At 58.1% G+C, this 21,503-nt stretch carries 20 protein-coding genes and 2 tRNA genes; 10 read left to right on the forward strand and 12 right to left on the reverse strand.

The window, feature by feature from the left end:
• The first annotated feature begins 142 nt into the window (after window positions 1-142).
• Window positions 143-637, forward strand: a complete 495-nt coding sequence (locus AC0V6V_RS13425) for a nuclear transport factor 2 family protein (protein WP_486165843.1) — start codon at window positions 143-145, stop codon at window positions 635-637.
• A gap of 115 nt (window positions 638-752) precedes the next feature.
• Here the strand turns inward: AC0V6V_RS13425 and AC0V6V_RS13430 are convergent, their stop codons facing one another.
• Window positions 753-1,844, reverse strand: coding sequence for a transporter family protein (locus tag AC0V6V_RS13430; protein ID WP_486165844.1), 1,092 nt, complete (start codon window positions 1,842-1,844; stop codon window positions 753-755).
• A gap of 215 nt (window positions 1,845-2,059) precedes the next feature.
• Between AC0V6V_RS13430 and AC0V6V_RS13435 the strand changes: the two genes are divergently transcribed.
• The gene (locus AC0V6V_RS13435) at window positions 2,060-2,248 is read left to right on the forward strand and encodes a hypothetical protein (RefSeq protein ID WP_486165845.1); all 189 of its coding nucleotides are present in this window, start codon (window positions 2,060-2,062) and stop codon (window positions 2,246-2,248) included.
• 148 nt (window positions 2,249-2,396) lie between these two features.
• Here the strand turns inward: AC0V6V_RS13435 and AC0V6V_RS13440 are convergent, their stop codons facing one another.
• Window positions 2,397-3,575: a GGDEF domain-containing protein gene (locus tag AC0V6V_RS13440; protein ID WP_486166372.1), complete on the reverse strand. Its 1,179-nt coding sequence runs from the start codon at window positions 3,573-3,575 to the stop codon at window positions 2,397-2,399.
• A 369-nt stretch (window positions 3,576-3,944) separates the two neighbouring features.
• On the opposite strand from AC0V6V_RS13440, the gene AC0V6V_RS13445 reads away from it, so the two are divergent.
• Window positions 3,945-5,552, forward strand: a complete 1,608-nt coding sequence (locus tag AC0V6V_RS13445) for a lysine--tRNA ligase (RefSeq protein WP_486165847.1) — start codon at window positions 3,945-3,947, stop codon at window positions 5,550-5,552.
• 52 nt (window positions 5,553-5,604) lie between these two features.
• Here the strand turns inward: AC0V6V_RS13445 and AC0V6V_RS13450 are convergent, their stop codons facing one another.
• From AC0V6V_RS13450 to AC0V6V_RS13460, 3 genes are all read right to left on the reverse strand, one after another.
• The gene (locus AC0V6V_RS13450; RefSeq protein WP_486165848.1) at window positions 5,605-6,273 is read right to left on the reverse strand and encodes a prolyl hydroxylase family protein; all 669 of its coding nucleotides are present in this window, start codon (window positions 6,271-6,273) and stop codon (window positions 5,605-5,607) included.
• A 117-nt stretch (window positions 6,274-6,390) separates the two neighbouring features.
• The gene (locus AC0V6V_RS13455) at window positions 6,391-6,576 is read right to left on the reverse strand and encodes an RcnB family protein (RefSeq protein ID WP_486165849.1); all 186 of its coding nucleotides are present in this window, start codon (window positions 6,574-6,576) and stop codon (window positions 6,391-6,393) included.
• A complete protein-coding gene (locus AC0V6V_RS13460) occupies window positions 6,573-7,166 on the reverse strand; it encodes a hypothetical protein (protein WP_486166373.1) in 594 nt (197 codons plus the stop codon). Before AC0V6V_RS13460 ends, AC0V6V_RS13455 begins: the two co-directional genes overlap by 4 nt.
• A gap of 270 nt (window positions 7,167-7,436) precedes the next feature.
• Between AC0V6V_RS13460 and AC0V6V_RS13465 the strand changes: the two genes are divergently transcribed.
• Entirely contained in the window at window positions 7,437-8,027 is a 591-nt protein-coding gene (locus AC0V6V_RS13465; RefSeq protein ID WP_486165851.1) for a pyridoxamine 5'-phosphate oxidase family protein, read from the forward strand.
• A gap of 3 nt (window positions 8,028-8,030) precedes the next feature.
• On the opposite strand, the gene AC0V6V_RS13470 is transcribed toward AC0V6V_RS13465, so the two are convergent.
• Both AC0V6V_RS13470 and ettA read right to left on the reverse strand, forming a co-directional pair.
• Window positions 8,031-8,585: a hypothetical protein gene (locus AC0V6V_RS13470; RefSeq protein WP_486165852.1), complete on the reverse strand. Its 555-nt coding sequence runs from the start codon at window positions 8,583-8,585 to the stop codon at window positions 8,031-8,033.
• 200 nt (window positions 8,586-8,785) lie between these two features.
• Window positions 8,786-10,459: an energy-dependent translational throttle protein EttA gene (gene ettA, locus AC0V6V_RS13475; protein ID WP_472644742.1), complete on the reverse strand. Its 1,674-nt coding sequence runs from the start codon at window positions 10,457-10,459 to the stop codon at window positions 8,786-8,788.
• 170 nt (window positions 10,460-10,629) lie between these two features.
• On the opposite strand from ettA, the gene AC0V6V_RS13480 reads away from it, so the two are divergent.
• The 3 genes from AC0V6V_RS13480 (at window position 10,630) to AC0V6V_RS13490 (ending at window position 14,697) form a co-directional block, all read left to right on the forward strand.
• On the forward strand, window positions 10,630-11,850 hold the full coding sequence (locus tag AC0V6V_RS13480) for a GGDEF domain-containing protein (RefSeq protein ID WP_486165853.1): 1,221 nt from the start codon (window positions 10,630-10,632) through the stop codon (window positions 11,848-11,850).
• Window positions 11,851-12,016: 166 nt separating this feature from the next.
• The gene (locus tag AC0V6V_RS13485; RefSeq protein WP_486166374.1) at window positions 12,017-13,198 is read left to right on the forward strand and encodes a GGDEF domain-containing protein; all 1,182 of its coding nucleotides are present in this window, start codon (window positions 12,017-12,019) and stop codon (window positions 13,196-13,198) included.
• 89 nt (window positions 13,199-13,287) lie between these two features.
• Window positions 13,288-14,697 carry a M28 family peptidase gene (locus AC0V6V_RS13490; protein ID WP_486165855.1) on the forward strand — a complete coding sequence of 470 codons (1,410 nt, stop codon included), beginning with the start codon at window positions 13,288-13,290 and terminating at the stop codon, window positions 14,695-14,697.
• Window positions 14,698-14,765: 68 nt separating this feature from the next.
• Here the strand turns inward: AC0V6V_RS13490 and AC0V6V_RS13495 are convergent.
• The 4 genes from AC0V6V_RS13495 to AC0V6V_RS13510 form a co-directional block, all read right to left on the reverse strand.
• A tRNA-Pro gene (locus AC0V6V_RS13495) sits at window positions 14,766-14,842 on the reverse strand.
• A 55-nt stretch (window positions 14,843-14,897) separates the two neighbouring features.
• Window positions 14,898-14,974: transfer RNA gene (locus AC0V6V_RS13500), tRNA-Ile, on the reverse strand.
• 87 nt (window positions 14,975-15,061) lie between these two features.
• Entirely contained in the window at window positions 15,062-16,093 is a 1,032-nt protein-coding gene (locus tag AC0V6V_RS13505; RefSeq protein WP_486165856.1) for a polysaccharide deacetylase family protein, read from the reverse strand.
• A 44-nt stretch (window positions 16,094-16,137) separates the two neighbouring features.
• Window positions 16,138-18,285, reverse strand: a complete 2,148-nt coding sequence (locus AC0V6V_RS13510; protein WP_486165857.1) for a histidine kinase dimerization/phospho-acceptor domain-containing protein — start codon at window positions 18,283-18,285, stop codon at window positions 16,138-16,140.
• Between the two features lie 233 nt (window positions 18,286-18,518).
• Between AC0V6V_RS13510 and AC0V6V_RS13515 the strand changes: the two genes are divergently transcribed.
• The 3 genes from AC0V6V_RS13515 to AC0V6V_RS13525 are packed head-to-tail and all read left to right on the forward strand — an operon-like array spanning window position 18,519 to window position 19,754.
• Window positions 18,519-18,980 carry an Lrp/AsnC family transcriptional regulator gene (locus AC0V6V_RS13515; protein WP_472639209.1) on the forward strand — a complete coding sequence of 154 codons (462 nt, stop codon included), beginning with the start codon at window positions 18,519-18,521 and terminating at the stop codon, window positions 18,978-18,980.
• A gap of 1 nt (window position 18,981) precedes the next feature.
• Window positions 18,982-19,329 (forward strand): hypothetical protein, encoded by a 348-nt coding sequence (locus AC0V6V_RS13520; protein ID WP_486166375.1) that lies wholly within the window; start codon window positions 18,982-18,984, stop codon window positions 19,327-19,329.
• Entirely contained in the window at window positions 19,302-19,754 is a 453-nt protein-coding gene (locus tag AC0V6V_RS13525) for a GFA family protein (RefSeq protein WP_486165859.1), read from the forward strand. Before AC0V6V_RS13520 ends, AC0V6V_RS13525 begins: the two co-directional genes overlap by 28 nt.
• A 386-nt stretch (window positions 19,755-20,140) precedes the next feature.
• Here AC0V6V_RS13525 and accC read toward each other — a convergent pair whose 3' ends face one another.
• Complete coding sequence (gene accC, locus AC0V6V_RS13530; protein WP_486165861.1) at window positions 20,141-21,490, reverse strand: acetyl-CoA carboxylase biotin carboxylase subunit; 1,350 nt, start codon at window positions 21,488-21,490, stop codon at window positions 20,141-20,143.
• Window positions 21,491-21,503: the final 13 nt, after the last annotated feature.

Below are 21,503 nucleotides of genomic sequence, written 5' to 3' on the forward strand. Positions count from 1 at the left end.
CAGAATGGCTGGCGTGCAAGGCCGGTAGGCTAAGCGGGGTGGGGGCGTCGGTGGTCACGGATCAGAGAAATGTCGGAGCGAGAACGAAAAGTAAACGATTGCGCGCCAAGCTCGCACAGTTTCGACTATTCTGGAGGGAATTATGCGCAAATTTCTGGGATTGGCCGCTGCGGGCCTGTTGTTCGCGGGGCCAGCCGCATGGGCGCAGTCAGAGCAGGCTGGCGGTAACGCGGCGGCTTCTGATGGCGCGGATGCGCAGCCGGGCGACGCAGAAAGCACTGCGAGCACGGATGCAGCCAGCGAAGCGGCCGTGGCTGCGGATGCGCGCGCCATTCAGGCGCATGTGAACGCGTACCGCACCGGCAATATCGACAAATTCCTGGCGACGTTTACGCCTGACGCGATTGTGACGGTCAACGGCGTCAGCACGCAGGGCCGCGCCGAGCTGCGCAAGCTCTATGCGCTCAATTTCCGGCCCGGTGCGCCTAAGATGGAAATCATTGATAGCGGGATGAGCGGCCCGAATGTGTATCTTAACACGCGTTACCGCCTCGCGAATGGCGGTGAACTGTGCTGCGGCTATTCAGAATACACGGTGCGTGACGGCAAGATTGCCCAGATCGCTGGCTCAATGTAATTTTCACAACTTCATCAGCGTAGGACGGCGCAGCACCGAAATGCCGCGCCGCCCACCACGCGCCTTCGTTCGCCCCCACCGGCGGAACGATGTGCGACCCGCGCGCGGTTATGCGTTAAAAGCTCTTTTGCACTCCAAGGGTGAGCGTGAAGTCTGTGGGCATTTGCGGCCCATTGAGATCTTGGATGAGCGGAATTCCGCCTTCCAAGCCCATACGCCATCCCCTCAGCGCTCCGCCGGTTGCGGCAAAATTCACGCCCGCCAGGGCAGTGATCCTCTCGCCGCCTGAAAAATCCGGATTGGCGGTTTGTACCGGGCCGGCGATGTTCGGATCGATGCCATCAATCCGGCCAAGCGTTTCTGCTACTAACCGGCCAGACAATGCGACACCGGGCGTCAGCGATTTCGCTACCCATGCGGTTGCTTTGATGCTGTCACCATGGGAATAGCCCTCGTCATTGGTGCCAAGCCGCACTGTTCCGCGTAGCTGCGCACCCCAGCCGAAGGCGTCATTCTGATCCCGGTAGGTAATGCCCGGTTCCAGATCCCAAGTGCCGCTGCCCAATTGCATGGGGTAGGGCAGGCGAACAGTTGGTGTAGCGCCCGTGGGGGCAAGGATATCATCGGTTTGCGTGATCGACCCGGTCGGGATCGAGAGCCCTGCATTGATATGCACTTTGTCGGTGAGTCCAATCAGCGCCGCCAGCTTCGTGTCACCAAAGCCTGCTGGGTTGGTGCGGAAATTGCCGAGCTGGGTCGTTCCCATTTCGCCCTGATAGGTAATGTGATCCATCTCTTTGGTCACATAATTGGCCATCGCCATCAAAGTGATGCTGTCTGACAAGCCGTACATGACGCCTGCCATGTGCATATCCATGCGCATGCTGGTCGGGACGATCCGCAGCGTTGGTGGCTGGCCAGGCGCCCCGAAAAAGCGGTTGGGAACGGTGGTTGCGATGGTGTCTGGTGCGACATCGTCCGTACCAATCTGCGCGCCCTGCATGTCCATATGCATAAGGCGGTAGCTGATCATCCACTCCCCCTTGTTATGGCGGTGGTCGCCCATCACCCCAATCGGGGCATGATCGAGGGCGTTGATGCCGCCACCAGTTTCGGAATGGCCTTCATCGGCAAGAATAGGGGTGCTGACGCTGGCGAGCACGCCAGCAGATGCGGCCAAGAATAGGCCGCGAGAAACGGTAATCATTGGAAAGCTCCTAAATCTGAAAATGTTGGATTTCAGATCCGGAGCGGTGGTCCCGTCGCGTCGTAGGCTGGGAAGGGCGGCCGTGTTGCAAGCGCACGGATAGGTTCCGGCTGAGGCAAGGAATTGGCGCCGGACATGAGGGCGATCGTTATCGCGTCCGTTGGCAAGGTGGGACCACACGCAGAGCAACACGGTTTCGCCGAAGGATCATCACCGTGATCGCCGTGGCCCCCGAGGGCAACGTCGTCATCATGCGCAGGCAGATCATGGGAGGCGGCGTGACCGGTGTGACCCGAATGCTGCTGATCAGCCATGGCGACCGTGTGATGCGGCGCGGTTTCTTCAAACGGCGTATCGCCAGTGAAACAGCAGGGCGCACCGAAGGCCGTGCGCAGGCCGATTGAAACCAGCAGCGCGATTGTGAGCAATTGGCGGGCCAATGGTCGGTGCATCGCGTTGCTTTAGCGTGCACGAGAACTGGGACAAGTGCATCTGGTGCACCGTTCGTCGCAAATCACAAACAGGAAATGCGCCTATGCCTGCCGCGCGTCTTTACGCCACCGCTTTCATAATTTGCAGGCCGCGTTCGTAGACAGCGCCAACCACCCGGTCGCGCCCGTCATTCTTCGCGCAATAAAGCGCCTGGTCCGCGCATTGCATTGCGTCCTGCACGCCGTCTTTGCCAACGCGCACGTGGAAACCGACGCTGGCGGTTACCTTTGCGCGGGAGAGGTAACCTTCAAATTTCAGCTCTGATATCGCTTTGCGAGCGGACAGAGCCAGCGATGAAACGCCGCGCGCGTGCTGTTCATCGATCAGTACGACAAACTCCTCGCCGCCCACCCGAAAGACATAGCCAAATCCGTCGAACAGGCTGCGGAGCCGTTTGCCAACCGCACGCAGCACATCATCGCCGCCATCATGACCGTAGCGATCATTGATCCGTTTGAAGTGATCAAGGTCGATCACCATCACCGCGCCGAACGACCGGCGACCGGCCTTATCAAGCGCGATCTTGCGATCAAGCTTGCGGCGATTGCCGAGCATGGTCAGCGGGTCGATCTCGCCCTCTTCCATGCGCCCGCGAACCATGTCGTATCCGATCGTCATGACCAGCACGATGCCCAGCGACATGCCCATCAGCGCGCTGGCCGATTGGAAGATCAAATGGAGCCCCTCGTAAAAGGCGATCATTTCATCCGGCGTTTCGCCAATCGGGTTGAGACCAACAGCGATTGTCCGCCCTAAGTAGGATAGCGCGGCGGCGAGAATCGTGAAAAATGCGATGACATCGACCAGAGATTTTTTGCGGTACTGCCACAATTGCGGCAGGGCGGCGGCGATGATTGTCGCGCAGGCACCCTGCACAAACACCCCGCGCAGCCAATTTGGCGGCGTCCAGACCATCCCAGGCATCACGTAAATCGCGGCGAAGATCGTCAGCGCAATCGCAAAATTCGTCGTGTTGCGCCCATGGCGCGAAAGGAACGCCTGCGTCATAATCAGCAGCGGCAGATAATGGGTCGCAACCGCATACCAGCCGAACCATTCGCTGCCCGTGGGATCGCGGTAACCATCGACCAGAATCGAGGTAAAGGCGACGAAAAAGCCTAGGGTCGCCCAGCGCGCAGAGACAAGCCGGCGCTCGGCAAAGCCGATCACCGCCAGAGCCAGCGTGAACAACAAATACATCGCTGGGATTAGAATGAAGAATGCACTCGTGCCCGACATAGGCAAACGCATAGGCTGGTTTGGTTGCGAAGATGCCTAGTTATCGTGGTAAATCAGAGGTTACTGGGGCGAAAAATGGGCCTGAGCGGCAGCCTGCATTGGCGGCCTGTCCTACATGCGAAGATCGCTGTAATTCTGGGGGCTAAGACCAGCAATCGCCTTTGCCAGAGCGGGGCGCAGAATCATTGGAACAGCACGGAACATGCAAAAGTCACACATTTTGAAGATACGAGGCCTGAAAATGGCTTATTTTCATGCGCTTGTGCCAAAATTCACACTTTTGGAATGTGCAAATGCGTTCCAAGCCGCGCGCGCCAAACTGCACAATCGCTTGCGTTGTCTGGCACCATCCTCATATGCGGGCGTGCTATGACAAACACTGCACTTCAAGACGCCGCTCGTTCCTCCAAGGCTTGGCCCTTTCAAGAGGCTCAGCGCCTCGCCAAACGGCTGAGGAATGGTAAACCGAATGGCGAGCCTGTGCTGTTTGAAACGGGCTATGGTCCATCGGGTCTGCCGCATATCGGTACGTTCCAAGAGGTGCTGCGCACTACCTTCGTGCGGCGCGCATATGAAGCGCTGACCGGGCAGGCAACGCGGTTGGTCGCGTTCTCGGACGATATGGACGGCCTGCGCAAAGTGCCGGACAACCTGCCCAATCAGGCGATGTTGACCGAGAATCTAGGAAAGCCGCTGTCGCGCATTCCCGATCCGTTTGAGAAGTATGAGAGCTTCGCCCATCACAACAATGCGATGCTGCGCGCGTTTCTGGACCGGTTCGGGTTTGAGTACGAGTTTGTGGCTGCATCCGATCGCTACAACAGCGGCGCGTTTGACGATGCGCTGAAGAACGTGCTCGCGCACAATCAGGACATTCTCGACATCATGCTGCCGACCTTGCGGGCAGAGCGGGCGGCGACCTATTCGCCGATCATGCCGATCAGCCCGACAACGGGCGCCGTGCTGCAAGTGCCGGTCGAAGTCGTCGATGCGGAGGCAGGGCTGATCCGCTTCACCGACGAAGACGGCAGCGTGATCGAACAAAGCGCACTGTGCGGCAAAGCCAAGCTGCAATGGAAGGTCGACTTTGCAATGCGCTGGGTCGCGCAGGGCGTCGACTATGAGATGTACGGCAAGGATTTGACGGATACTGGCGTGCAATCGGGCAAGATTGCGCGCGTTCTCGGCGGTAACAAGCCGGAAGGGCTGATCTATGAGCTGTTCCTCGATGAGAATGGCGAGAAGATCTCCAAGTCTAAGGGCAATGGTCTGACGATTGAGCAATGGCTGGAATATGGGACGGAGGAGAGCCTCGGATTCTACATCTTCCCCAATCCGAAGAGCGCGAAGCAGCTGCACGTTGGAGTGATCCCGCGCGCGGTCGATGACTATTGGCAGTTCCGCGAGCGTCTGGCCGAACAGCCGCTGGACAAGCAGCTGGGCAATCCGGTGTGGCACTTGCTGCGCGCGAACGAGAGCCTTGCAATGCCAGAGGCTCCGGGTGCAGGCGATACCGTGCCGGTCACGTTCGGATTGCTGCTGAACCTTGCCAGCGTGCTGGGCGCAGAGGCGAGCGCGCAGAACGTCTCGGAATATCTCGAAAGCTATCTGGGTGAGCCTGTCGCGAACCCGGCGATTGATGCGATGATTGATGCGGCGGTTGCTTATACGCGCGACTTCATCGTGCCGACGCTGAACAAGCGCGCGCCCAGCGCTAATGAGGCGGAGGCCTTGCGGGCGCTGGACGAGGCTTTGGCCGCAGCGGCTCGGGGCACCAGCGCAGAAGACCTCCAGACCAGCGTCTATGAGATCGGCAAACGCGAAGAGTTCGGATTTGAGAACCTGCGCGATTGGTTCCGCGCTCTGTATGAGACGCTGCTAGGCAGTGAGCAGGGGCCGCGCATGGGCAGCTTCATCGCATTGTATGGAATTGAGAACAGCCGCAAGCTGATCGCAGAGGCTTTGGCGCGTAGTTGAAACGGCCATTGCCACCCAGTGGGTGGCTAGGCGCTCCACCAAAACGCCTTTCCTACTTCCACGTGCGCGTGCGATACCATTTGGTGATGATGTACTTGGAGCCTTTGGTCACAGGGGTTCCCGCGTGCATTGTCCCTTCGTTGGGGCTGCCATCGGGCAGAGCGTTGTTCCACAGCAGCAGCACGCCGGGTTTCGGCTCAATCTTGAGGCCAGCCTCTGTGAAGTGAGTCTCTCCGCCTTCTTCGACTGTGTTGAGGAACACCATCGAAGTCCAGCTGCGCTGGCCGCCGCGTTTGCGTTCGTTCTGCCAGTACTTCTCTGAGGTATAGAACCAGTCGTTATGCGGCTTGAACTGCTGGCCTTCGAGATAGCGTTGGCCCTGGATTGCTTCGCCAATTTCCGGCTTCAAGCCCATGAGATCGTCGATCCTGCGGCCGATGCTTTTGACGAAGCTGTCATGGGGATCAAGATCGCCGGAATAGGAGGTGCGAAACCCGCTGGCATAGTCCTGTTCATGCAGGGCAGATGGCCGGGCAATCATGTCGATCATCATGCAAAGACGGTCACATTCCGCCTTTGTCAGGAAATCACCGACAGCAAACAGTTCGAGTTTGTCGGTCTCGATTGGATAAACGCCGGGATCAGCGGACAAGCGCTGGCGAACGCTTTCGCCCACTCGTTTCAGGGCGTCTTGATCGGGAATGGTACTGGCTAAGGTCATCGCTTTACTCGTTCGTGAAACGGCTATTTGCCAGCCAATGCCGCACAAGAAAACCCCCGCTGGCATTGCTGCGAGCGGGGGCTTTGAAATCGGCAGAAAGTCTGCTGTGTCAGGCGATCACCAGAAGATGTCGTAGATCACATCGACCACTTCACCGGTGTAGGTGTCGACCAGAACCGCATCGTCATAATAGCGGACCCAGCGATACGGGCCGTAGACCTCTGGCAGGCGATAGCGCCATGGATCGTTGATGTAGTACCGCGACGAGAAGAACAGGCTGTCGAGATAAAAACCAATGCTCAAGCGGCTATAGCGATAGCTGCGATAGGGCGAGTAATATCGGCCGAGGCGAAAGATGCTGTTGTTGGCGCGCCTGTAGTTGTACCAATTGTAGCGAGTGTTCTGTCGCCACTGGCGGTTCCATCGCCGCTGATTGCGAACTCCCGCGCGGTAGCCATTGCTGTAGCTGCGGCGCTCGTTGCGGTATGCACGCCGGCTGTCACGGTAACTATTGCGGCGTCCGTCACGATATGCGTCGCGGCGATCAACTCGACGATTAGCCCGGCGGTCGGAACGCTGATCGGCTCTACGCTCCGTGCGTTGGTTAGATCTACGCTCAGTCCGGCGTTCACTCCGAGCCCTTGCAGGCGCCTCGCGAGCTTGGCGTTGAGTTTGGCGAAACTCGCGGTTGTCGGTGCGAACTTCGCGCCGTTCACTTCTGGCTTCCTGGCGGTTGCCTCGGCGTTCACTGCGCGCTTCTTGGCGGTTGCCGCGACGCTCGCTGCGAGCCTCTTGTCGATTGTTGCGTCGTTCCCCGCGCGCTTGGCCGCGGTTTGCGCGGCGCTCACTGCGCTGGTTTTGGCGAGCTTGCAACTGCTCCCCGCGATTTTCAAATCCGCGGCTTTGCGCTTCTGCTTGAGCAGGGAAAGCGGCAACAGCCATTGCGGCGGCTATGGCGGAAAGTGCGCTGCCTTTGAGCAATTTTGCTAAGTACATAAATGCCTCCTTGGTCGCCGTTCCACCACTAACGGCTGCGTTGATATGCCCTTGTATACGGACGAGTCGCTGTATCGTAACTTAACCACTTGTTTAGGGCTACGTTCAGGTTCGGTCCTGAAATCATGAACGCACTGAGGGATTGACCTCGCGCGCATATTCTCCAAATGCAACGCATGTTTGAAACGCTCGACGATGTCCGCAATGACCTAAAACGCCAATTGGTGAGAGCGGCCAAGGATCGCAGGCACGCGATGCACACACCTTGTGTTGTGACCAGCGATGTCGACGCGCGCACGATGGTGCTGCGCGAATTTGACGGCGATGCTTGGACGCTCAGGTTCCACACTGACAATCGCGCTCCAAAGGTGGCCGCGATCGAAGCGGACCCGCGCATGGCTGTTTTGCTCTATGACAAAGGCGCCAAGATACAGGTTCGGTTGCGCGGCACAGGGCGCGTCGTTCGCGAAGGTGAAGTGGTCGACCGTGCGTGGGCGAGCAGCATCAACTTTGCCAAGCGGTGTTACCTCGGTGAGGGGCCGGGCGCTGCCTCAGAGGAATCAACCAGCGGCCTGCCGCCTGAATTTGAAGGCGTGGAGCCCACCGACGAGCAAGTGATCCCTGCGCGGCCCAATTTCGCGGTGCTGTTGTTCGACATTGCCGAGGCCGATTGGCTGTACCTCGCGCACACCGGACATCAGCGCGCGCAGTTCGTCCGGTCTGGCGATCAGTGGGAAAGCGGCTGGATCTCGCCTTAGGTCTTACGCCTCTGGCGCTGACCATTCGACGAGTTTCAGCTTGCCCAGTTTGGCGCGCGCCAGACCAGCATCGCGCTGTTCCTCGAACTCGACCGAACCTTGCAATGCGCCCATGGCGATCTTGGCGTCCAGCAAGACGCATTCGCCCGCCGCGACACTTAAGGTGTAGGTCTTTGCCGTGCTCTTAGTCTGGCTCGCCATTTGCGCGAGGACGCTGTGTTCGCCCGGCTCAACATCCGCCTTTACAAAACGGCCCGTGCGAAATTGTGCCGTCATGACGTCATCAATGGTGATGTTCATGCCTTGCTGTCCGGCGATGAACGCATCGCGCATGACATAAATCGCCCCCTTGCCTTCCACCGCAGTGAATTGCTTGGCCGCCGATGTGGCCGCCTCGTCCGCTTCCGCGCCGCCTTTGTTTTTGAGCAGGATAAAAACGACATAGCCAATTACAGGAATCAGCATCAGCGCGCCGAAGGTCGGATACATAAACCCGATAACAAGGCCGATCACGACCGCGCCAGCGATCAAAGCGATATTGCGAGTGGATAAATCCATGGTTGAGCGACCCTTCTGTAGACTACGGGATGTCCCTTAGCGTTTGAGCGGGATGGAAGCTAGGGGACGTGCTGCTGGCTATTCTGGACTTGATCCGGGATCCCGCTCAATTTCTACCTCGTGCAAGGACCGCAAAGGGCTGGACCCCGGATCAAGTCCGGGGTGACGGAGCGCGTCGCTAGCTTATGTCCGAATACAGCCTACCTAGTCAGCTTCTTATAAGCCAAGCGTGTTGGACGGTCCGCTGCGTCGCCGAGGCGGCGGCGTTTGTCTTCTTCATATGATTCAAAGTTGCCTTCGAACCATTCGACGTGCGAATTGCCTTCGAACGCCAGAATGTGCGTCGCGAGGCGATCCAGGAAGAAGCGGTCGTGCGAGATCACCACGGCGCAGCCAGCGAAGTTTTCGATGGCTTCCTCAAGCGCGCCCAAGGTTTCGACGTCGAGATCGTTGGTCGGCTCATCCAGCAGCAGCACGTTGCCGCCTTGCTTCAGCATTTTCGCCATGTGCACGCGGTTGCGTTCGCCGCCAGACAGCTTGCCGACGTTCTTCTGCTGGTCGCTGCCCTTGAAGTTGAACGCGCCGACATAGGCGCGGGTTGAGGTATCGTGACCGTTGACCTGCATGTAATCGAGCCCGTCTGAGATTTCCTCCCAGACATTGTTGGTCGGGGTCAGATCATCGCGCGACTGGTCAACATAGCCGAGGTGCACTGTGTCGCCGATTTCGATTGATCCAGTGTCCGGTGTTTCCTGACCAGTGATCATTCTGAACAGCGTGGATTTACCCGCGCCGTTCGGGCCGATTACGCCGACAATGCCGCCTGGTGGCAGCATGAATGACAGGTTTTCGAACAGCAGCTTATCGCCGTAAGCCTTCGAGATATTCTTCGCCTCGATCACCTTGCCGCCGAGCCGCTCTGGCACCTGAATAACGATCTGCGCCTTGCCCGGTTTGCGGTCGCCCTGGGCATCCTGCAATTGCTCAAACTTGCGCACGCGGGCCTTGGATTTGGTCTGACGCGCGGCCGGGGTTTGCTTGATCCATTCGAGCTCGCGGCTGAGCGCTTTCTGACGGCCCGATTCCTCGCGGCTTTCCTGCTCCAGACGCTTCGCCTTCTTCTCAAGATAGGTCGAATAATTGCCTTCGTATGGGTAGTAGGATGCGCGGTCGAGCTCGAGGATCCACTCAACGACATTGTCTAGGAAGTAGCGATCGTGCGTGATCATTAGCACGGCGCCGGCGTATTCCTTGAGGTGGTTTTCCAGCCATTCGACCGATTCCGCGTCGAGGTGGTTGGTCGGCTCGTCGAGCAGCAAAATACCAGGCTTCTGGATCAGCAGCCGGGTGAGGGCGACGCGGCGTTTCTCGCCACCGGACAGATTGGTAACCGGGCTGTCTGATGGCGGGCAGCGCAGAGCCTCCATCGCGATTTCCAGCTGGTTGTCGAGAGTCCAGCCGTCGACGGCATCGATCTTCTCCTGTAGCTCGGACATTTGCTCACCCAGAGCTTCAAAATCGGCGTCTGGCTCAGCCATTTCGGCAGAGATTGCGTTGAAGCGCTCGACCATGGCGGCGGTTTCGCCAGCGCCTTCGCGAACGTTTTCGAGCACCGTCTTGCTCTCATCAAGCTGCGGTTCCTGCGGCAGATAGCCGACGGTGATGTTTTCACCTGCCCAGGCCTCGCCAGTGATGTCGGCATCGATGCCTGCCATGATCTTCATCAGGGTCGATTTGCCTGCGCCATTTGGACCAACAATGCCGATCTTCGCGCCTTGATAGAACTGAAGATTGATATTGCTCAAAACTGGCTTTTGAGCGCCGGGGAAGGTCTTGGTCATGTTTTTCATGACATAGGCATATTGCGCGGCCATCGGGCGTTTCCTTTGGGTGAATCTGTTCGGAAAATGAATTGTTAGCCCTGCAAATAGGGCGAGAGCGTTGAAGGGGCAAGCCGCCTTAAGAGGCAATTTACTTAAGGGCTCTATAGGTCACCATTCATCAATCCGTCTTAGGCCGGATTGCGTCTTAAATAGGAACCAAAGTGCAGGCCCAGATCCTAACTCTAATCATTCCAGCGATGACGGCGATTTTCGCCGGCGTCTTCGCTGCGCTATGGTGGCAGGATAGGTCAAAGGGCTACATCCTTGCCTACAGCTATTGGTTTGCAGCGGTCGCGTTTGGCATCGTTCTTCAGGCTTGGGTGATAAAGGATTTTGGTCCGAACGAAGTAGTGCTGTTCCACCTAGTTTCCTCATCAGGACTGATCGCGCTGTTGTGGGGTGTGGCGAACCGAGATGGCCAGCGCGCGCCGGTGCTTGGCTACATTGCCGTGACGCTCGGCACTGCCGGCGTGATTTGGTATGGCCGCGCGGCCGAGGTACAATCGGTTGTCTTAATGGCGCAGAATTTTAACGCTGGGCTGCTGTTTGCGATGGGTGCCTATGGCAAATGGCAAAGCCCATATCGCCATGTTTCAGACCGTGTGCTGACCTACAGCTTGGTGGTTCTGGCAGCCTATTCAATTTTCCGTCCGTCACTCACCATTCTGGCGCAAAGTCAGATGACGATGGAGCAATATCAAACCTCTGTCTTTTTGACGATCAACATGGCGATAACGGCTGTGCTGTGCCTGCTGCTCTCTGTCACTCTGGTAGCGATTATTGTCGCTGACCGGATGGAAGATCAGCGTGAGAAGGCCGGCTTTGACCCGCTCTCGGGTCTGAGGATGCGGGGCGGCTTTGAAGAAGAGGCGCGTGTCGTCGCAACCAATGCGGTGCGCAATGGCCTGCCGGTAAGTCTGATCGTGGCGGACATTGATCACTTCAAGCTGGTCAATGACAGCCTCGGCCATGTTGCGGGAGACAAGGTGATTGCGCGCTTTGGCGGCCTGCTCAATGCGATGGTCCGCCGAGACGATGTGACCGGCCGGATCGGCGGCGAGGAATTCTGCGTTTTGATCTGGGATTGCGCGCTCGATGACGCGGCGCATTTGGCCGAGCGTATTCGCCAGGCTGCGGCTCATCAAGGCCGATCAGACAACGACGAAATTAGCCCTTACACCGTCAGTTTTGGTGTGGCAGAGTGGCGTAGCGCCGACAATTACAAGGCTGTGTTTGAACGGGCTGACAGCGCTCTTTACCGGGCGAAGGACGCAGGCCGCAATCAGGTCTTCACCGAGAGCGGTGCTTTCAAGGATGGCGGTGGTTCGGTCGTGCCTTTCGCATCACGCATGGCTCAGAAGCACGGGCTTGGTGCAGGCTAACTGCAAAGGCTTGGCGGTCTGTATGAATAAGTAATCGGCTAAGAATAATAGAAATTTTATTACTTAGCGGGTTCCCTAAAGTCTGTGTTAACCATATTGACCTATTCCGTTCGAACGGGGGTCGTGCGGGTCGATGCAAACGCAAATTCTTGGATTGGTGACGCCAATGATAGCGCTGTTTTTTGCAGCGACTTTCGTGGTGCTGTGGCGCGCAGGCCGAATGAAACGGCACGTCCTTGGCTTTGGCATTGCCTTCGCCCTGTCGGCGATTGGGTTTCTTATCACCCACATCATGCCCGCCGACGCGTTCTACATCTTCCACGCAACTCAGGTGTTTTACACCCTTGGCTCGGCCGTTTTGTTGGCATCTGTGTGTGAGCGGGTGGGCCAGCGGTTGCACCTTGGCAGTATCGCAGTTGTCTACGTAATAGCCGCTTTGACGTTGGCACTGTGCGTCAGCCTTTCCAACGATGTCGGCCCGCGGCTGATCATCGTCAACATGGGGTACGGCGTGATGTTCGTCATGGGCGTGACGACGCTGCTGACGGCCCGCCGCCGCAATACGATAGATATGCTCATCATTCTGGTGATGGCGTTCCAAGCGGTCGACTTCCTCATCAGACCTACCCTGACCCTATTGTTTGAACGGAGCATTCCGGCAGAGGCCTATCGCGAGTCGATCTATTATTCGCTTATCGGCTTTGTGCTCGCGGTGAAGGGCATGAGCAGCGCATTGGTGCTCATTGGGGCGACCATTGCCGAATGGACCAAGACCCTACGCGAGAGCAGCGAACGCGATGCTCTCACTGGCCTGCGCAATCGCGGCTCGTTTGAGCAAACGATCCGAACCCTGCTGCCGCGCGCGCAGACTGAGGGCAGGCCGCTAAGCCTGGTTGTGGCCGATATTGACCACTTTAAGAAGGTGAACGATTTTTGGGGGCATCAGGCAGGCGATCTGGCTATTGCTGGCTTTGGTGAGATCATCGGTAAAATGGTGCGCGCATGCGACACCTCTGGCCGGATTGGCGGCGAAGAGTTCTGCATTGCGGCCTGGAACTGCGAGAATGAACCGGCTGAGCGGTTGGCTGAGCGGATCAGATGGGCATTTAACCGGTTGGAGCACGCCGATCTCAACAAAGAAATCCGCCTGACAGCAAGCTTTGGCGTTGCGACCGCGCGTGAGGGCGAAACCTATGAAAGCCTGTTCGCACGGGCCGATGCTGCGCTTTACCGCGCGAAATCCAACGGCCGAAACCGCGTCGAAAATGCCGAGCGCACGCCTCAGGATGAAGAGAACCCTGCTCCAAGGCCAAAGCTGGTTGAAGTAAAACAGGCTGCTTCAAGCTAATTCAGCCTTACATACGCCCCCCTTAAGCGCTTGAGGAATGCTGATCACATGCTGGACTTGGCCCGCACGGCTCGATAGCAGCGACAGCCATGAAAAACGCTCTCCTCGCGCTGACCGCGCTCTCCGCCGCTTCCCTCTCTGTCACCGCTAACGCAGCGCCCGGTCTATCGGAGCTCGCCGAAGTCGCTCAAGAGCGTGATGAAATCGCATGGGATTTTGTCGAAGGGGTGACCACAGAAGTTGGCCCAAGGCAGGCCGGAACAGAGGCCGAGACGCGCGGGCGTGTTTGGGCAATGGCTTGGCTGAAGAAGCATGGCTTCCAAAACGTTGCAGACGAGCCGTTTGAAATGGACACTTGGGTGCCCGGCGATATCGCCCGCGCTTCGGTGACCGGGCCGTTCTCACAAGACCTCGTGGTTCAGCCGCTTGGCAACAGTGCGGCGACGCCAGAAGGCGGGATTGAGGCCGAAGTGGTCTTCTTCGCCAATGCAGAGGCCGTTCGCGCCGCGCCAGAGGGCAGCCTTGAGGGCAAGATCGCCTATATCAGCCACCAGATGCGCCGCGCACAGGACGGCTCTCATTATGGCTTTGCTGGCCCAACGCGCTGGGTCGGGCCCGGTCTTGCCGCTAGTAAAGGTGCGATTGGCGTCGTGATCAAATCGGTTGGGACCGACCATCACCGCAATCCGCACACTGGCGGCACCAATTTCCCGGACGGGGTTGATCCGATCCCGGCGGGCGCGCTGTCTCTACCCGATGCAGAGAACCTTGAGCGGATGTTTAATCGCCCGCGCTCAGAGCCCATCACGCTTAAGCTCGAAATGAACCCAAAGCGTATCGGCACCACGATGAGCGGCAATGTTGTTGGTGAATTTGTTGGTCGCAACCCCGACCTACCGCCCGTGCTGCTGGCGTGCCATTTAGACAGTTGGTGGAATGCGCCGGGCGCATTTGATGATGGTGCAGGCTGCGGGATAATTGCTGCCGCCGCTATCAATGTCGCGCGCACCGGCAATCAATTGCGCACGGTCCGCGTGTTGTTCGCAGGGGCGGAAGAAGTCGGGCTGTGGGGCTCTCGCGCATACAGTGCAGCGCACATCGATGAGCCTATCGGTGTCGGCCTTGAAAGCGATTTTGGCGCAGACCGTATCTGGCGTTTTGAGAGCAACTTTCGCGAAACCAATCCCGATCTTCACGCAAAGCTGGCCGCTGCGGTTGAACCGTTTGGCGTTGCCAATTCGACCATCGTGGCGCGCGGCGGAGCAGACTTGAACATTTCGCGCGACCAAGACGGCGCGATCATCGACTTGCAGCAGGACGGCACGCGCTATTTCGATCTGCACCACACGCCGGATGACACGCTCGACAAGATCGACATTGTCCAATTGCGCCAGAATGTCGCGGTGTGGACGATGGTTGCTGGGATCCTTGCACGCGAAGAACGCGCGATCAAAACCGGCGGGCCGGTGCCCAGCGCGCCTGCAGTGATGGAACAGTAAGGGGCTCAGCACTTGGCAAACCCTTGCGGCTTGTCATTGCGAGCGGAAATCTTGGAAGTTTGAAAATCTGGTCGGGGAGAGAGGATTCGAACCTCCGACCCCCTGTACCCAAAACAGGTGCGCTACCTGGCTGCGCCACTCCCCGACCGATTTTCACCTGTCTTGCGTGCAGCACGACAGGGTGGAAGCATCATCGCTAGTGGTGGGCCCGGCAGGACTCGAACCCGCGACCTAGCCGTTATGAGCGGCCAGCTCTAACCAACTGAGCTACAGGCCCCTCTGGTCTAGCCAAGATGCAGGCCGAGCCTCTACATCGCGCTTGCGAATGAAACAAGCACCCGTTTCGTCTATTTTTAAAATGAGCCTACCGAATCACGTTTTGCATGATCTCAGCCACACTGGTGCTGCGGATGTTTCGGTGGTCGAGATAGGCGTAAACCCTTTCAAACCAATCATAAATGCCCTCAACTTCCGCCTCTGTCTCGACATAAGGCGTGTGCCCAGGTGCTAAAGATGGACTGTGAAACGACAGTGTTAGTACCGGCACGCCGTCGTCCAGAACCATATCGATACCGCGAATAGCCTCCTCTACGCTCACGCCTTCTGGTGTCAGCGCGATCCGTTCCATCATGCCGAGGCGCGATAGGATTCGGCCCAGCGAGGGGAATCGCTCTTGCAGACGGCGCACCATGCCGCCTTGCCGTCTCAGCATGCCCCAATAGGCGCTGGTCACGGGCAGCTCTAGCAATTGCCGCTCTGGGTCGGCCCAATAAGGCCAAAGCGGATGGGCGGAGTAATCGGGACCATGCTGACCGGAATAATCGAACAGAGACCTGACCGAGGTGTCGATCGCAATGCCCGCCGATTTGAGCAAGTCCGGCGTTTGCGGACCCAAGCCATATCGGCCAGCGCGGTAGATCAGTGGAGGCGCGCCAAACACCTCCTCAATCCGGTCTCGCAACTTCATGAATTTAGCCGCTTCCAATTCGGGCGGCAGGTTCCCGGCATAGGAATTGTGGGCGCTCACCTCTTCATCGAACGGCGGGGTGACCCAAGCATGCAGCTGAACTCCAACCTCTGCTGTGCCGCGCTTTACCGCATCACCAATGATTTCAGCGGCGATTGGCGAGTTTACGATTGGCCAATCCACTAAATAGAGCGGGATTGCGCCCAGCCGCTCGCAAAATTGCTGAAACCGCCGCAATTCAGGCACATGTTCTAGTCCAAAGCCGTCTCTGCGAAAGGGAGCATTCCAATCGAACTCTTCTTCGGTGTCAACCGTCAGCAGAACGCGCTGGCCAAAGCCGTCAGCGAAGCTCGTACGGGCGCTCCGCGAAGGCGGATTGAGAATGGATTGTGATTGGCCTGTGTTGGTCAATTCAGAAAGGGGCTGCATTTCGGCTCCCTCCCTGATTGCCAATTCAGCGGGATTGCTGGAGCTTACGCTTTCCCGCCGCCACGTTCGCCGCTGATCGAAGCGGCATTTTCATGTTCGGAATTAGCGGGGACGTCTTGAGGATTGCTTACCTGCAGACCCGCACCTGCGTCCGATCCGTCTTGGCTAGGCAGGGCTTGCTGAGCGGTCAAGAGTGGGAGCATCAACGCCAGATGTTCGCCTTCGTGCGACAACCCGCCTTTGGCGGCGCGCGCCTCAGCCCGGGCTAGGCGGAAGGTGAAGCCCGCGCCAAACAGACCCGCGTTGAGAACGGTGTTGGCGGGCTTAACTTGAGCAGCGAACAAATCTTCTTCGGAAATCAGCTGAGCTGGCAATTCGCAAATCAGCCGGACCAGGCGATCATCGCGGCGCAATTGGCAAGTGATCATCTCACCAGAGGCGCATGCGCCGCCAAGCGTCGCCAACACGCGCCAAATGAGCGCTTCGGTTTCGCTGGTGTCCATGGCGACCATAATCGGCGGGCCTTCGGGTTGGACAAACTCAATCCCTGCCATTCGAGGTCCGAGCACCTGCGCCAATTGCTGCGCGGTTTTGGCGATCACTGCGCCTAGATCGCTTTCGCCCGGAATCATTTCCGCGGCGCCGGTTTCCAGCTTGGCCAGCCGGTCGAGCTCTTCAAATCCGGCCAGAATGCGCGCGGCGTCGGCAGCGACCGCCGCGGCTAAAGCGCGGTATTCATGCGGGGCCGGGCCGAACAATTGCTGCTGAATGACTTCGGCATAGCCCTGAACGGCTGTGACCGGTGTGCGCAGTTCGTGGAGCAATTGGCGGATGCGGTCGCCTTCGCTGCCGCCCTGGCCGGGCAAGCTGGCGGCTTTCGCAGGGCGGCGGCACCGGCCGACATAGCCAGTGAAATTGCCTTCATCGGCAAAGTTCGGCTGTGCATCTACGATCCAGTCGCCCGCGATCGCTTCTGCACCCGCCATGGCCAAGGGTGCGTGCGCAATCGGCTGTCTGCGGTCAAAGGCGCGTTCAATCAAAGTTTGCGCGGCGGGATTGGTAAAGGCTTGAGCCGGGACCAGCCGCTTGCCGATCACCATCGGCGCGGCCTCTGGTTCGGCCCATTCGATCCGGCCATTCGCGTCGGTCGCAAAGCCGAACCCGCGCACTTCACGCTCAGATTGACGCGGCTGCTCCTCCAGCGGCAGGCGCGGGGCGCTGTCGATGGCCTGCGCGCCGCTTTCCCGGTCGCGTTTGAACTGCGCGATCCGCTCCACCAGAGCGGAAATTTCGCTGCGATTAGGATCGATCTCTGGGCCGCCCATCGGGTTCGTTGCCATGCTTGGTTGGTCTGTCAGTCCGAACGGGTCATAGGACGCTCTGTCCGTCCGGGGCCTCTTAGCTTCCCCGACATCATGCTGCTCTGTCTGGCTTGCTGGTTCAGGCGCGTGCGCTTCTAGAGGTTCAGTTTCGCTTGTCTGTTCCTCGGTGGAGTTTTCTACAGCAAGGCTTTCCGCCACTTCTTCGTCCGCCAGGACTTCTTCGTTGAGCTCGAACGGCTCATTGGCTGGAGCCAGAGGATAGTCTGCTGGCTTGTTGCGCAGCGGCATGATCGTCGCCGGAGCGCTCGATCCCATCAGTGACGCATAGGGGACGTCTGGAGGTGTATCAATCGGCTCAGCAGGGGCTTCACAAGAGGCTGGCGGCGTTTCCAAGTCTTCCGCATCGTCATAACCGTTTGGATGAGGCAGCCCGCGGTCATGCACGCCCAATTGATCAAGCAAGCGCTCCGCATCAACCGGCAAATCATCTCTGCGGCGCAGGAAGCCGCGCGCTCTCACCGGAAGCCTTGGGATCAGCGCAGTCCAATCCTCATCGCTCAATTCTGCGCGGTGCAGAGCAGCTGCCGCCACCTCAGGTTCGAAGTCGGCCAGATGGGCGGCTAGATCAGCGCTGCGAAACCGCCAGCCGCGCTCGCGAATCGCCGATGCCCTTGCGTGTGCTGGAATTTTCTCAGCCAGCGCATCCATGCGCAGCCAAGAGGCGGCAACTAGGCTCTGCCTGCGGCCATCAAGGATGCCAAACTTACGGTTGCCAAGGATATCGAGCAGCTGGCGAAATTGCGTGCGAGCGCCCACGTCGGTGTCTGCGCGTTGGCGCAGCACAGTCGCAAGGCGGTCGTCAAAAAACATATCTGCTCCGATACACACACACGGCCATCAGGCGCTAGTGGGGCCGAAAGTTTCATACCAAGCCTTTCTAACATTCACACATGGCTTTCAGACGCGTTGCAAAGCGGGACAATTGCTGGCAAACATAATAATATTAGTTTTGCACCTCTGTCTGAGGGCAAATACTTGCTAGCTCTTGTTCTCCTAGGAACATTGCTAGTCATAAATGAAGGCCAAATGGGAGCGTACGCCGCATGGCGAATTTGGATGAAATCGATAAGCGCCTGCTTTCTGAATTGCAGGCGGAAGGGCGCGTCACCAATGTAGAGCTCGCACAGCGCGTGGGATTGACCGCGCCGCCGTGCCTGCGCCGAGTGCGCGGTTTGGAGGAAGATGGGGTAATTCGCGGCTATCACGCGGATCTCGACCCGTCGAAACTGGGCTTTGCGATCACAGTCTTCGCCATGGTCAGCCTGAAGAGCCAGGCCGAATCGAGCCTACGCGAATTTGAAGACGCCATGCGCGATCTGCCTGAGGTGCGCGAGGTGCACATGTTAAACGGCGAGATCGATTTCATTTTGAAGATTGTCAGCAATGACCTGCAGAGCTTTCAGGAATTTCTGACAAGCAAGCTGACACCTGCGCCCAATGTCGACAGTGTGAAGACCTCACTGACGATACGCACCGCGAAATATTCGCCCGGAGTGCCATTGTAGTATGATGGTGACAAAGCGCTACTCTGCTTTTGTGCTTGCTGGATGTCTGGCTGCATGCGGCGAGAGCAGTTTGGGTACTTCATCGCCTGACAACCTCGAGTGCGCAGCGGCCATTTCGGCAACGTCACTGGCGATTGCCGACGGAGAGATTGAGGTAGCAGCCGCCTATCATAACGAGGCATATCTCGCGATGATGTGGCACATCAATTCATGGGCAATACCGCAGGGTATTTCCGAAGCTGACGCCTTCGAGCAAGTGAAACAGCAAGCCGCCAGTCTGCGTGAGGCTAAGTCTGTTGATGAACTGATGGAGACCTCGAAATGGTGCACAGCGAACCGGCCCGAATAAATGGCAAATTGACGGGCGAATGCCTGTGCGGCAAGGTGGTCATCACGCTAGAAAGTGCGCATGGTGAAGTTGATGTCTGTCATTGCTCCATGTGTCAGCAATGGACGGGATCGATGTATGCCGGCATCGAAAGTGATGCGTTCGCGATCGAGGGCGAGGAAAATATCTCTACGTTCCAGTCAAGCGATTGGGCAGAGCGCGCCTTTTGCAAAAGCTGCGGCAGCAGCCTTTGGTATCGTTTCACGCCAACTGGTGCTCGCACCTTCCTAGCCGGCATGTTCGATTTGCCAAAAGGGTTGCCGATCAAACATCAGATTTTCGTCGATGAGAAACCGGATTGGTATGATCTCGCACAAGACAGTCCGATGAAAACTGGCCGTGAAATCATTGCCGAGGCAGAAGCGGCAGGCTTCAAATTCAACTAGAGCGAGGCTTTGGAGGCGCTCACTTTAGCGATCCTAGTTATGCTCGCCATGGGCTGACGCAGTCATGTCGTTTCGGCGCGAACTCATCTGGCTATGATCGCATATTCAGCCAAACGATACGCTACGCCAATTCCGGTGAGCCTGCCGCCCGCTCAGCTCCTCTTGCGGCCGCCCATAATAGCAGCGATGATCAGAGCGATTCCGACGCCGATCACTCCACCGCCGATTTGACCCGAACGCTTGAAGGCCTCTGGTTCCACTCGGACACCAGAGACAAGCGGCGCCCAATATGGCAGCGAGAATACGGTCAAGCCAATCATCAGAAGCAGCATTCCAGGCAAATAGCGTATCATGCGTTACGCCAGTCTGGGTGCGCGCCTGCGGACTTAGCTGTCGCGTTCTTCAAGCCAGTTCTCGAGCCATTTGATCGAGTAATCGCCGGACAGCACATCGTTTTGCTTGAGCAATTCCTGGTGCAGCGGAATGTTGGTCTTCGGTCCCTCAACCACCATTTCTTCAAGCGCACGGCGCAGGCGCATGATGCAGCCCTCGCGGTTGCGGCCGTACACGATCAGCTTGGCAATCATGCTGTCGTAATAAGGCGGAATTTTATAGCCCGCGTAAAGCCCGCTATCGACCCGCACATGCATGCCGCCAGCTGGATGATAATAGGTGACCTGGCCTGGCGAGGGCGCAAAGGTGAAGGGATCCTCTGCATTGATCCGGCATTCGATCGCGTGGCCGTTAAATTCCAGCTCTTCCTGCTTCACAGACAAGGGTTTGCCAGCAGCTATGCGGATTTGCTCGCGCACCAGATCAACGCCGGTGATGGCTTCGGTAACCGGATGCTCCACCTGAAGCCGGGTGTTCATTTCAATGAAGTAGAACTCGCCGTCTTCCCAAAGGAATTCGATCGTACCCGCACCGCGATAGCTCATATCGCGCATCGCCTTTGAGCAGACCTCGCCCATGTGCATACGCTCTTCGTGACTGATCACCGGGGAGGGGGCCTCCTCCAGCACCTTCTGATGGCGGCGTTGCAGCGAGCAATCGCGCTCTCCCAAATGGATCGCATTGCCATTGCCGTCGCCGAACACCTGAAATTCGATGTGGCGCGGATTGCCGAGATATTTCTCAATATAGACGGTAGCATCGCCAAACGCGGCCTTCGCCTCGCTGCCTGCCTGTTGCATCAGAGTTTCAAGCTCGTCCTCGCTCTCGCAAACCTTCATGCCGCGGCCGCCGCCGCCCGATGCGGCTTTGATGATTACCGGATAGCCAATTTCTGCAGCGATTTTCTTGCCTTCTTCCGGGTCAGAAACGGCTCCGTCAGAACCGGGGACCAGCGGCAAGCCGAGCTCGCCCGCGGTTTTCTTCGCCTGCACCTTATCGCCCATTGTGACGATGTGTTCCGGCTTAGGCCCGATCCATTTGATGTCGTGCGCCTCAACGATCTCAGCGAACTTGGCGTTCTCTGACAAAAAGCCATAACCTGGGTGGATCGCATCGCATTGCGCCACTTCAGCGGCGGAGATGATCGCTGCGACATTAAGATAGCTGTCAGTCGCAGATGGCGGGCCGATGCAGACCGCGTGGTCGGCAAGGCGCACGTGCATTGCATCAGCGTCAGCAGTGGAGTGCACCGCCACTGTCTCGATGCCCATTTCGTGGGCCGCGCGGTGGATGCGCAGAGCGATTTCGCCGCGATTGGCGATCAATATGCGGGTAATGGCCATAGCCTGTTTTCCT

The organism is Erythrobacter sp. S249 (assembly GCF_057364975.1).

Excerpts from the sequence above, each read along its gene's own strand:
- AC0V6V_RS13425 (WP_486165843.1), top strand. The coding sequence starts at position 143 with ATGCGCAAATTTCTGGGATTGGCCGCTGCGGGCCTGTTGTTCGCGGGG.
- AC0V6V_RS13430 (WP_486165844.1), bottom strand. The coding sequence starts at position 1,844 with ATGATTACCGTTTCTCGCGGCCTATTCTTGGCCGCATCTGCTGGCGTG.
- AC0V6V_RS13440 (WP_486166372.1), bottom strand. The coding sequence starts at position 3,575 with ATGTCGGGCACGAGTGCATTCTTCATTCTAATCCCAGCGATGTATTTG.
- AC0V6V_RS13445 (WP_486165847.1), top strand. The coding sequence starts at position 3,945 with ATGACAAACACTGCACTTCAAGACGCCGCTCGTTCCTCCAAGGCTTGG.
- AC0V6V_RS13450 (WP_486165848.1), bottom strand. The coding sequence starts at position 6,273 with ATGACCTTAGCCAGTACCATTCCCGATCAAGACGCCCTGAAACGAGTG.
- AC0V6V_RS13465 (WP_486165851.1), top strand. The coding sequence starts at position 7,437 with ATGCAACGCATGTTTGAAACGCTCGACGATGTCCGCAATGACCTAAAA.
- AC0V6V_RS13470 (WP_486165852.1), bottom strand. The coding sequence starts at position 8,585 with ATGGATTTATCCACTCGCAATATCGCTTTGATCGCTGGCGCGGTCGTG.
- ettA (WP_472644742.1), bottom strand. The coding sequence starts at position 10,459 with ATGGCCGCGCAATATGCCTATGTCATGAAAAACATGACCAAGACCTTC.
- AC0V6V_RS13485 (WP_486166374.1), top strand. The coding sequence starts at position 12,017 with ATGATAGCGCTGTTTTTTGCAGCGACTTTCGTGGTGCTGTGGCGCGCA.
- AC0V6V_RS13490 (WP_486165855.1), top strand. The coding sequence starts at position 13,288 with ATGAAAAACGCTCTCCTCGCGCTGACCGCGCTCTCCGCCGCTTCCCTC.
- AC0V6V_RS13505 (WP_486165856.1), bottom strand. The coding sequence starts at position 16,093 with ATGCAGCCCCTTTCTGAATTGACCAACACAGGCCAATCACAATCCATT.
- AC0V6V_RS13510 (WP_486165857.1), bottom strand. The coding sequence starts at position 18,285 with ATGTTTTTTGACGACCGCCTTGCGACTGTGCTGCGCCAACGCGCAGAC.
- AC0V6V_RS13515 (WP_472639209.1), top strand. The coding sequence starts at position 18,519 with ATGGCGAATTTGGATGAAATCGATAAGCGCCTGCTTTCTGAATTGCAG.
- AC0V6V_RS13520 (WP_486166375.1), top strand. The coding sequence starts at position 18,982 with ATGATGGTGACAAAGCGCTACTCTGCTTTTGTGCTTGCTGGATGTCTG.
- AC0V6V_RS13525 (WP_486165859.1), top strand. The coding sequence starts at position 19,302 with ATGGTGCACAGCGAACCGGCCCGAATAAATGGCAAATTGACGGGCGAA.
- accC (WP_486165861.1), bottom strand. The coding sequence starts at position 21,490 with ATGGCCATTACCCGCATATTGATCGCCAATCGCGGCGAAATCGCTCTG.